10 protein-coding genes are annotated in these 11026 nt (G+C 48.4%); all 10 read right to left on the bottom strand.

What is annotated here, in order from left to right:
* Positions 1–52: 52 nt before the first annotated feature.
* Positions 53–1942: an ABC transporter ATP-binding protein gene (locus tag DFP90_RS20905; protein ID WP_115939159.1), complete on the bottom strand. Its 1890-nt coding sequence runs from the start codon at positions 1940–1942 to the stop codon at positions 53–55.
* Positions 1943–1992: 50 nt separating this feature from the next.
* Positions 1993–2505 (bottom strand): acyltransferase, encoded by a 513-nt coding sequence (locus DFP90_RS23370; RefSeq protein ID WP_147301084.1) that lies wholly within the window; start codon positions 2503–2505, stop codon positions 1993–1995.
* Positions 2506–2585: 80 nt separating this feature from the next.
* The gene (locus DFP90_RS20915; protein ID WP_115939161.1) at positions 2586–3680 is read right to left on the bottom strand and encodes a hypothetical protein; all 1095 of its coding nucleotides are present in this window, start codon (positions 3678–3680) and stop codon (positions 2586–2588) included.
* Positions 3677–4207, bottom strand: coding sequence for a GNAT family N-acetyltransferase (locus DFP90_RS20920; protein ID WP_115939163.1), 531 nt, complete (start codon positions 4205–4207; stop codon positions 3677–3679). The genes DFP90_RS20915 and DFP90_RS20920 overlap by 4 nt, the downstream gene beginning before the upstream one ends.
* A gap of 23 nt (positions 4208–4230) precedes the next feature.
* Positions 4231–5253 carry a polysaccharide biosynthesis protein gene (locus DFP90_RS20925; RefSeq protein ID WP_115939165.1) on the bottom strand — a complete coding sequence of 341 codons (1023 nt, stop codon included), beginning with the start codon at positions 5251–5253 and terminating at the stop codon, positions 4231–4233.
* 29 nt (positions 5254–5282) lie between these two features.
* Positions 5283–5702, bottom strand: coding sequence for a polysaccharide biosynthesis C-terminal domain-containing protein (locus DFP90_RS20930; RefSeq protein WP_115939167.1), 420 nt, complete (start codon positions 5700–5702; stop codon positions 5283–5285).
* A 3-nt stretch (positions 5703–5705) separates the two neighbouring features.
* Positions 5706–6845, bottom strand: coding sequence for a non-hydrolyzing UDP-N-acetylglucosamine 2-epimerase (wecB, locus tag DFP90_RS20935; protein WP_115939169.1), 1140 nt, complete (start codon positions 6843–6845; stop codon positions 5706–5708).
* Positions 6842–7996, bottom strand: coding sequence for a DegT/DnrJ/EryC1/StrS family aminotransferase (locus tag DFP90_RS20940; RefSeq protein WP_115939172.1), 1155 nt, complete (start codon positions 7994–7996; stop codon positions 6842–6844). Before DFP90_RS20940 ends, wecB begins: the two co-directional genes overlap by 4 nt.
* Positions 7997–8075: 79 nt before the next feature.
* Positions 8076–9110 carry a GDP-mannose 4,6-dehydratase gene (gene gmd / locus DFP90_RS20945; RefSeq protein ID WP_115939174.1) on the bottom strand — a complete coding sequence of 345 codons (1035 nt, stop codon included), beginning with the start codon at positions 9108–9110 and terminating at the stop codon, positions 8076–8078.
* Positions 9107–10078, bottom strand: coding sequence for a GDP-L-fucose synthase family protein (locus DFP90_RS20950; RefSeq protein WP_115939176.1), 972 nt, complete (start codon positions 10076–10078; stop codon positions 9107–9109). Before DFP90_RS20950 ends, gmd begins: the two co-directional genes overlap by 4 nt.
* Positions 10079–11026 lie beyond the last annotated feature (948 nt).

Raw genomic sequence — 11026 nt, forward strand, 5'->3', positions numbered from 1 at the left:
AACTTCGATTACGCTGCCATGCAAGCAATCATAAATGACTTCGCAGACCGGATTATGAATCTGATCTGGCGGCAGGTTTGCGACTGTTTTCAGCCTTTTCCAGACTTTGTAATTCTGCCATTTCCCTGAATAAACCGCCCCGCTTCATGAGATCATTCCAGGATCCATTTTCAACAACGCGGCCATTTTCCAGGACATAAATTTCTCTGGCATCACGAATCGCTGAAAAGCGGTGTGCGATCACAAGAATAGCCAGATCCGAATAGTTTTCTTTTAAACGCTGCAGGATTTCATTTTCAGATAGAGCATCTTGCGCGCTGGTAGCTTCATCTAAGATGAGCAGTTTCGGCCGTCTGACCAACGCTCTGGCAATCAGAATTTTCTGACGTTGTCCGCCCGACAATGCTATGTCCTTACCACCAACTACCGTATCGTAGCCTTCTGGCAAGTTATCAATATAGTCCGAAATGCCGGAATTTTCTGCCGCCTGCACAATACGGGATCGGGGAATACCAGAATCAAACATGGAAATATTTTCCGCTATCGTACCGTAAAAAATATGTCCATGTTGCTGGATCATAGAAATTGTCAGGCGCCATTGTTCCAGCGGGAATTCCATTATATCTCGCCCACTGACGGTGATGGTGCCCTTCGCCGGGTCCAGAAAACGTGTCAGTAACTTGATGACCGTGCTCTTGCCGGCACCAGAAGGCCCCACCAGCGCCGTCACTGTATTGGGCCTCAAAGAGATATTAACATCATGAAGGATCGGCGCACCCTCTGCACCATATCCACAAGTCACCCCATTTAGCTGGATGACATCAGTTTCCTCCCGATAAGTACATTTTTTTTCTTGCAAAGCAGGCTCGTGCGGCCCAGCCTTCGCAACATCCCGCTTGTCCATGAATTCTAACAGTGCCTGCGCACCGACAACCTTGTTTAAGAGCGAAGAACGGTTCACATTGAATTGGGATATGGGCCCATAGAGCCTAACCACAAGAAATAAAACCAGCAACGACCGCTCTATCGTCAAAAGGGATTCATTTGGTGGCGTCAAAACATCCAGAAGGATGAGAATACCCCCTATCATCAGCAGCCCCAATCCACGTTGCAACGGGCTCACAGAAGAGGACACCAAAGCAAGCCAGAGCCGGTCACGCCGGATATTGCCCGCCAACTGATCTTGGCGCTCCAAGAAAGTAGCCTGGCGGTTGTTCATGATCACCTCAACCAAACCATATACGACATCATGCAGTCGATCATGATAGGTCAGGTTCGTTTGGCGGAGTTTCCCACCTATCTCCTCTTGAACAGTGACCAATTTGTTTGTCAGAAAAAGAACAATTCCGACGACAAGAGAAACAACCAAGAATGGATAAGGTTCTAATATAAAAAGAGTGAAAATATATAGAACTGCAACAACTAATACATTGAACGTCAAAACAACTTCAGAAATAAAATTTGAAAATGAACTTGAATAGTTCATTATCTGAAGAATAAGATCATTTTTCTTGGCCGATTTAATCGATTCATGGTCATCAGAAACCAAATTTTCCGTAAGCTTTTTCTTGAGCTCGTATTCGATGACGGCAGCCAGTTTTGCGGGTAGGTACTGGCTCAGATATAGCATTCCTTCACGCAATATCTGCAGCAGGACAATCAGACCGATCGACACAAGCAACAGATTATCCGCCCCCACAAGATCCCTTGGAATAGTAACCTCAGCAAGCAATGGAATCGGTATCTGCGTCGCACCGTCGTTCGGCGCAATGGCGAGAACCGCGACTACTCCTGCGGAGACGATGTCGAATGCCACAATGGCCAGCCCAATAAAAACTAAAGATATCACCGTCCCCTTGAACGCCATGAGATAAGGCAGGCTCCTATAAAAAACCCACTCGAAGCGTTCCGAAAAGAAATATCTCAATACAAAGGAAATCATTAACCTGTTCCTAAACCGTCAAAAACTCGACCCTGACGGTTCTTGCAAAATTAAGAGTTAGATAGTTGGGAGACTCCATTACCAAGGGTTTCAATCCGTCGTATCACCTTCGCTGGAATCCCCCCGACAATAGTATTTTCAGACACATCTTTGTTAACCACCGCGCCAGCCGCAACAACGGCATTGTCTCCTATCGTCACGCCCCCGAGAATCTTCGCCCCGGCTGCAAGCCAAACATTGTTGCCAATCTTTATCGGCTGCGTTTTTGTTCGGCCCGAATAGGCCCCACCATCAATAATGTGATCAGCATTCACAATGATCACATTATTGGCTATCTGGCAGTGACTGCCGATTTCAATCCTGTCACTCGCTCGAATGTAGACGCGTTCCCCCACATGGGTATGGTCCCCTATCGTCACCAGCTTTGGATGGATAATCATAACGTCCCGCTTCAACAGCACCCCTTCGCCAATTCGGCCTAGCTGTCTTTTCAGATCTTCCCGCCGGGTTTCATCCATCATTCGATCCAGTCTTAACAGCCAACGACGCACCAATCTCTTCATCTTTTCTCTTCCCCGTTGTCCTGTTGCAATAAAATTGGCATGAAGGCGGAATGTCGGCCAATTTCAATACAGCGCGGCTGTTATTCCAGTTCGCCAAGCACTTCATCGATCAGATTTTTGAAGGTGAACTTCTCCCTCACCAACGTGTAGCTGGCCTCGGTCAATCCAAGACAAAAATCAGAATCACTCAATTTATCGAATGCCTCACTGAGGTTCCGATGATCCAGAGCAATTGGAATGTAATGGATATCCGGCGTTAGATAGCCTTCATAATGCCCTTCATACAGCATCAACACAGATTGCGAAGCAGCCGCTTCGATCACACGCCCGGTGATAAGCCTGCATCGCAGCCATTCTTTCTCTTTGAACGGCTCCATTGTATCCCGGAAAACCTCTTCAAAGGTGGCACTAGGATTATCCTCCCGATAGGCATTCACCCGATAGCGAACTTTGTCATCCAAGTTAAAAAAATCCGTCCCCCCTTCCGTCCCCAGTTGGGCACGGCAATTTCTCAAAAACCCGGCCCAGCCATTTGGATCGAAACGGTCTTTGCTCTCCATGGACATATCGAGCTTGAGCCCCCGCTGCTCACCGGCTTCCTGAACAGCTTGCATGATCCAGGATCTTTCCTGGTGACCGAAATAGTAGGGCTCGACCTCCCCCCGAAACCCAATATCAATCGGCCGTTCATCCAAAGGCGGCCCTGGATAGAAAAGCGTCTCATCCAACCCACCAGCATGGCTGGACACCACCTTCACGGCGGGCAAACGTTTTTGGTATGCCGAAGCAATAAACTCGTTCGATCCCAATTGTGCCAGAACATCAACGCCAATCCGCTCGCAGAATTGCATTTTCTCCGGCATGTTTTTGTAAACATTCGTCAAAAAGAAGATTTTTTTGGCATCCATATCAGCCAGCAGCAGCACCAGCCAATCAGGTATGACCAGGTCATTGGCATAGGTAGAATGCAGACACACAATCACATCAGGCCGCCAAACAGCTTTCAAGTAATAGGCCCTGGCCCGAACATTATAGCGATGGTCGGAAAGGTTAATCGGGAATGTCTCCAACTCTGGGTGTTCCGCGAAAGCCTTGGGCCATAGCTTGTGATAGGAGAAAGTCGTTTCGGACGGAAGATTGTAAACAACAGCCACCCGAACTTTGTTCGATTTCAAAACACATCTCCGTACAAAGTTAGACCGTCGACCCCGTCTCCTTCCGGATTACAAATCATGCAAAACTCATGGTCACGCAGAGGCCTGACCACTCCGGAACTGTCCATTATCTCAACGTCGGCAACTGGTTTCCAGCCGCATCGCTCGTAAAATGCCTTTTGTTTGTGCTCACAAAGTAAATAACCCAACTCCGCCTGGCCATTTCGAACAAACTGCGCCACAGCATCGAGCATCAAGCATCCAAAACCACGACCTTGGGCACCGGTTGAAACCGATACTTCAGTGGCACATGCCGCAGTCAACTCGTGCCCATTTACGGTCACCACTCGGTTTCGAATTCTCAAAAACGCGACGGGAGCGCCGTTTTCAAATAATGCAACCAATCGATCATCCGCATCCGAATTCCGATGCCACCAATCGAGTTGAGAGTCCAGACCATGAGGCCAATGCATATCTTTGATCTTACAGAGCGCAGTCACAAGGGACGGCGACACATCAGATAAAAGGGTGTTTTTAATTTCTAACATCAGCCTTCGACTTAACGAGCAATCTAATGAATGCCCAATTCTTGTTGAATTTCTGGAAGGGTTTTCAACAGTTCCACGATACTCGAAACATTCAGGCGCTCGGCGTTGTCCGATGTAAAAGCATCGATCGCGCCTACTTCCGGGCGGCCTTCCACATAATATTTGTCGAATTCATGCCCCCGCTCACAAGGGATGCGCCAATAAGCGCTGAGATCCTCTGAACGGGACAGTTCTTCAGCAGTGGCAAGAGTTTCATGCAATTTTTCGCCCGCACGCACACCGATAATCTTGATCTCATTATTAGCTGAGAAAAGCTTAAGGCAGGCCCTGGCAAGGTCGCCTATTGTTGCGGCTTTGGCTTTATGTATGGACAGGTCCCCGCTCTTGCCATGCCGCAGAGCATGCAGCACCAAATCAATCGCATCAGCAAGCGGCATCAGAAATCGCGTCATATCCGGATTTGTCAGGGTTAGCGCCTCCCCGCGACGGATCTGGTCAACAAATAAAGGAACCACTGAACCACGGGAATAAAGTACATTGCCGTATCTCACCCCGCATAAAACGGTTCGTTGCCCTGGAGCAGATGCCTGCGCGCGCGCGATCATGAGTTTTTCCATCATCATCTTACTGCACCCCATGGCATTAACCGGATAAGCCGCCTTATCCGTACTCAGGACGACAACCTTCTCCACAGCATGGAATATGGCTGCATCAATGACATTATTGGTGCCGATCACGTTGGTTTTCACCGCTTCCATAGGGAAAAACTCGCAGGCAGGCACCTGCTTCATGGCTGCGGCGTGGAACACCATATCGACACCGGCCATCGCACGCATAATCCGATCAGGGTCTCGAACATCTCCAATTTCGAACTGCAGCTTCGGATGCTTGAAATCCAGGCGCATGTCATGCTGTTTCTTTTCATCGCGACTGTAAATAACGATACGCGCAACCTGCCCCTCTTCCAAAAGTCTGCGTGTCACAGTTTTCCCGAAGGAACCCGTCCCCCCAGTGATCAGTATTGTTTTACCCTTCAAGCTGTCCATCTGACGCCTTTCCACCACTCTTCTTCGTATCAATCCGCCGGTGTCATTACCGTATCGGGATCAGCCGGGTCGAACTCTTTCGATGCATAGGCCACAATCACAGCCTCGGTTTCTTCTTCATTGACCACCGCATGTGATGTTCCTGGACCTGCATAGACCATCCGAGGGCTATCATGCGAGAGAATTTCATCAACCAGAACACCATCAACTGTCTTCATCAGTAGCCGGACTTGCCCCGCAACACAGGTAAACCATTCCTGTTTTTTTTCGTGGTAATGATCCCCCCGCCTCGCACCAGGCGCGACTGAATAAATGTAAAGCTGTCCACCGGGTGGAATTTTCTGACTGCCAAAGCGCATTGCCTCAAAAAGCATTCCGCGATGATCGCGATGAACTGTCAGATTTTCCAAACCAAAAGGCAGGTCCCAATCACTGTTATTAGCCATCATTCCTCACACGAATTTTTTATCTTTCGGTCCCCAAACTTGTTCGTCAATAACCCGGGTCATGCCCAGGATAATTCGGGTGATTTTTTTCGAAACTTCAAACTGTTGATAGGCCTCGGGCGCAGGCGAACGTGTAAAATCAATGGGATCATCCACCACCAGCCCGACTGCTCGTAGAACATCATCCTTATGCAATCCAGTGATCGGACAATAACCCGCCTCTAAAGATTCCTGTTTTTCCGTGGACTTCCGAATCGCAACGGCCGGGAAACCGAGTATCGCTGAATCCTCATGGATAGTGCCGCTATCCGAAATGACGCATTTCGATTCCGTTTGAAGGCGGATGAAATCAATCAAACCAAAGGGTTCATGCCAGTTAATTAAGGGGTTGCTGCACGCCAACAAATTCAGCTGTTCCAGCCGGCGTCGGGTACGCGGATGGGTACTGACGACAATCGGACAGGCATACTTTTCTGCCAAGGCGTTGAACGTGTCCACCATGGTTTCGAGCGCTCCGCCCTTATCAACATTCTCTTCCCGGTGAATGCTGGCGGTCAGGAAATTACCGGGTTCCAGGTTTAACTCTTCCAGGATCTTACTGTTTGCAAATTTCTCCTGCATGCCGTCATAGACTTCGCAAACCGGGCTGCCTACAACGTAGACATTGCGCGGATGCGCACCTTCGCGCAGCAAATTCCGGCGGCTATGCTCTGTATAGGCCATATTCACGTCGCTGGTGTGATCCACGATACGACGGTTCAGTTCTTCCGGTACATCATGATCAAAAGAACGATCACCAGCTTCGATATGGAAAATCGGGATCTTTTTACGTTTCGCGGGAATCGCGGACAAGCCTGAATTGGTATCGCCCAGAATGACAATCGCATCGGGCTTTTCCAAGTCCATCACATCACCGGTTTTCTCAATGATCGCCGCGATTTGGGCCTGAATAGTCTCCGACTTTGTTTCAAGCACATGATCGGGTAGCCGAAGATCAAGATCCTCAAAAAAAATATCATTTAAGGTGCGGTCATAATTTTGACCAGTGTGAACAAGTACGTGATCACAATGTTTATCCAGCATCTTGATCACACTAGCGAGCCGGATGATTTCCGGGCGCGTGCCCAGGATGGTCATGACTTTCATTGAACAGCCTTTTTGAGAATTTCGATAATGTAATCCTGATCATTTTGATCGACCCACCAGCCACAGGGAATAGAGACTTCGCGGGCATCAAACCAATCAGTGTTCGGCAAATCTCGTCGGTCAGCATCAAACATAGAGTAGCAATCATTCCTGACATGGATCTGAGAGGCACCAATTCCTGCTTCCGTCATAGCGGCTATAACGGCATCTCGATTCTCAACCAAAACGGTGTATCCCCAATAAGTTTGAAAATCATTCGGATCTCTCTTCAACAAACCAACCCCTGGTATCCCGGCCAATTCTCGGTCATATCGACGGCCATTCTGATGGAACTTCTCGAGGATCCAATCCACATGCCTGATCTGAGCCAGGCCGAGGGTTCCTGCTATATCATTCATGTTTCCTTTGAATCCCCATTCCGGAATATCCTCACGCCAAACATCCCGACCTTCCCGGGCGTCGCGGTCGATTCCAAACCATTTCGCTTTCTTCGCTCGGCGAAAATCCTCTTCATTCGCGCACAACAAAGCCCCACCATCGCCGGTGGTTATATGCTTGATAGCCTGGAAGGAAAAAACGACAAAATCCCCTTTTGCGCCAATCTTCCAATCCCGGCGACGGGCTCCAAAGGCATGGGCAGCGTCTTCGATAACCTTTAGCCCCCTGGACTTGGCCAAATCATAAATCGCTTCTATGTCCGCAGGCGCCCCTTCTTTATGCAGCACATAGATCGCTTTCGTACGCGGAGAGATTAATGGCTCGATCAAGTCAGCCGTTACCATTCCCGTTTCCAGATCCACATCAGACCAAACAACTTTACCGCCCAGCATTTGAACGGGTTCATTGCCAGCAACACAGGTCAGCGCAGTCGAAATCACTTCCGTTCCAGGGCCAACACCCGCTAGCTTGAATGCAATTGTCAGCCCCATCGTGCAAGAATTGACTGGAACAACGCGATCATTTCCTATGAATTTGGCAATTTCATCCCGAAAAGCGCGCACCTTATTGCCCTCTGCCAAGAACCCGCTTTGCAGGGTCTCCTCCATCATCTCCATAGTTTCTGGAGGCATAAACACCTTGAACAAGGGAATATTGCGGTTTTCCTTACCTACTTCCACCGTTTCAATCCTTTTACCAATCCATAAATACACTCAGGCTTCCTAGGGAAAGCCAGAATGTTTTCAGCGTAATCCCACTCCGCAGCGACTACAGACCATCAGAGAGAGACGCCTATGCGGCTTGAAGGTCCGCAGCGACCATTTCTTCCACAAGCTCCTTGAACGAGACTTTATGGCTCCAGCCAAGCTCCCGTTTCGCCTTAGAAGCATCTCCCAAAAGGAACTCCACCTCTGCCGGCCGGAAATAGCGCGGATCAATCTTAACAACAGCCCGACCACTTCCCGAATCATATCCTATTTCATCGACCCCCTGTCCACGCCAATCGATCGACATGCCTACCTTAGAGAACGCAAGTTCCACAAACTCTCGCACGGAATGGGTTTCGCCGGTGGCCAGAACAAAATCATCGGCAACTTTATGCTGCAAGATCCGCCACATGCCTTCAACATAATCCCGGGCATGTCCCCAATCACGCTTTGCGTCCAAGTTACCCAGATATAATTTTTCCTGATCACCTTTCTTGATCGCTGCTACAGCCCGGCTGATTTTGCGCGTCACAAATGTTTCTCCACGAATAGGGCTTTCGTGATTGAATAAGATACCATTACTACAGAACATCCCATACGCTTCCCGATAATTTACCGAAATCCAGAAGGCATAGATCTTCGCCGCAGCATATGGGGACCTGGGGTAAAATGGAGTTTTCTCGTTTTGCGGGCTTTCCAAGACCTTGCCATACAATTCCGAAGTAGAAGCCTGGTAGAATCGTGTCGATTTCTCTAGTCCCAATATCCGGATGGCTTCCAGCAGCCGCAAGGTTCCTAGAGCATCAGCATTTGCCGTATATTCCGCCGTTTCAAAACTGACTTGCACATGGCTTTGCGCAGCCAAGTTATAAATCTCATCAGGTTTGGTTTCCTGGACCAGACGGATCAGATTTGTCGCATCCGTCATATCACCGTAATGGAGGTGAAAATTGGTGTGGTCTTCGTGAGGGTCTTTATAAAGATGATCTATCCGACCCGTATTAAAAGATGAAGAGCGCCTCTTAACGCCATGAACCTCATATCCCTTGGATAGCAAAAGATCCGAAAGATAAGCGCCATCCTGGCCTGTAACGCCCGTAATCAAAGCCCGTTTAGTCAATGTGCATCACCTTTATCTGCATGGCGCAACTGATCAATATTATCCAAATACCACTGGTAGTATTTTCCAAGCCCCGTCTCGAGATCAGTCGTATAAGTCCAACCCAAACTCGCCAACGCACTAACATCCAATACTTTTCTCGGCATGCCATCAGGTCTCGATGAATCATATTCTATTCTGCCCTTGTAGCCGACAACGGAACTAATAGCCTCGGCGAATTCTCTAATCGTGACATCTGCACCAGTACCAATGTTGATTAGATCTGAACCGGAATATTTTTCAGCCAAATAAATACAGGCTTCGGCCAAGTCATCTACATAAAGAAACTCACGACGGGGCGTTCCCGTCCCCCAAACAGTGACAATCTCACTATCGCTGAGCTTCGCCTTATGAAACCGATCAAGCAAAGCTGCTGGAACATGGCTATTTTCGGGATGAAAATTATCGCCCGGCCCGTAGAGATTGGTCGGCATAACAGCAATGAAATCATCATCATGCTGCGCCCTAAATGCCTGGCAAAGCTTAATCCCAGCGATCTTCGCAACCGCATACCATTCGTTGGTCGGCTCTAAAGGGCCGGTCAGAAGAGCCCTCTCTGAAATCGGCTGATCCGCATCACGCGGATAAATACATGAAGAACCGAGGAAAATCAGTTTCTCAACGCCAATTTCATGTGCTGTACGAATGATATTCGTTTCAATCATCAAATTATCAAAAAGGAAATCCGCCGGATAGGTATCATTCGCATGGATACCGCCCACTTTTGCAGCTGCAAGAAAAACAACATCTGGCTTAACATCGTGCATCCAGCTCCTCACCGTAGCCTGCTCCGTCAAATCCAAATCTTTACGACCAACAACAACAGGCGTTATTCCACGCTCAACCAAGAGCCGACAAATCGCGGACCCCACCATGCCGTTATGTCCCGACACCCAGATTTTCTTGTCCTTCAAATTCATCTTTTTCATTTTTGCTTCTCAATTCCAGCACCGCAGTTTCAACAGCCCCAAGAATTAGCCCTGTCACGAATCATCTTCATTCCGTCCTGACCACAACCCATCACGAACTGAGGGAAAGAAATCTTAGCGGACGGCTCCCCCAAAGACTTTGTCGGACCTTCTTCAAACACTCACCGCCCATGAGGCCTGCGATCCGATTGCCAGCCAACCCTCGACTGCCTCCACGTCGATTGTAAAGCGCATTTCTATTCACAATCTGCTTCAAACAACGAACATACAGTTTGCAAAAAAACCACAACTTTCCGAGCCTCGCTTCCAAAAGCCGCCTTCATAGGCTCTATGCGTTCCTATTGCAAGAAGTCCCCCCGTAGAACTAAGTGTGGGAAAAGCTTCAGCCACCCTTTCGCACGTTTTACATTCATTAAATGAATACAAACCCCGCTAAATGCCATTATTGAAGAAATGCTGGGATCAATAGCCTTGAGTGGTCTAATCGAAACTCTTCTAATATCTTCTCAATATCATAAGTCTTTTTTGACTGAAAATCGAAACTAGTGACGATTAAAACATCGATTCGACGATTCGGCGCTAAACGTACAGCCTCAGCCATTGTATTCACTATTTGAATTCCCACATCATCCGATTCTCTCTTGCTTGCCGGATCATAGATACATATTGGCGATATCTGCACCACTCGCATTGACACCAGTTCAACCAGCTCTGAAAGCTCGCTATGCCCCACTAGCACAATACTCGTCCATTCGTTTACAGAGCATAAACGCAATAGGATCTCATATTGCTTTCGACCCGTCTTGAAGATGTCGAAACTGCTACTTAAATACTCAGCTGTAAGGGCTGCTTTTGACCTGAGCCCCAGAGTTCCTCCAGCTATAGGCAGAGTCGTCGGTTAAAGTTTTGCTCAGTTACGTTGTTGTTTGCAAGCAGTATGGGGGCATG

Source organism: Aestuariispira insulae (assembly GCF_003385955.1).
Lineage (GTDB): Bacteria > Pseudomonadota > Alphaproteobacteria > UBA8366 > Aestuariispiraceae > Aestuariispira > Aestuariispira insulae.

Coding starts and splice junctions, on each gene's coding strand:
- DFP90_RS20950 (WP_115939176.1), bottom strand. CDS start 10,078: ATGAAAAAGATGAATTTGAAGGACAAGAAAATCTGGGTGTCGGGACAT.
- DFP90_RS20905 (WP_115939159.1), bottom strand. CDS start 1,942: ATGATTTCCTTTGTATTGAGATATTTCTTTTCGGAACGCTTCGAGTGG.
- DFP90_RS20930 (WP_115939167.1), bottom strand. CDS start 5,702: ATGATGGCTAATAACAGTGATTGGGACCTGCCTTTTGGTTTGGAAAAT.
- wecB (WP_115939169.1), bottom strand. CDS start 6,845: ATGAAAGTCATGACCATCCTGGGCACGCGCCCGGAAATCATCCGGCTC.
- DFP90_RS20920 (WP_115939163.1), bottom strand. CDS start 4,207: ATGTTAGAAATTAAAAACACCCTTTTATCTGATGTGTCGCCGTCCCTT.
- DFP90_RS23370 (WP_147301084.1), bottom strand. CDS start 2,505: ATGAAGAGATTGGTGCGTCGTTGGCTGTTAAGACTGGATCGAATGATG.
- DFP90_RS20925 (WP_115939165.1), bottom strand. CDS start 5,253: ATGGACAGCTTGAAGGGTAAAACAATACTGATCACTGGGGGGACGGGT.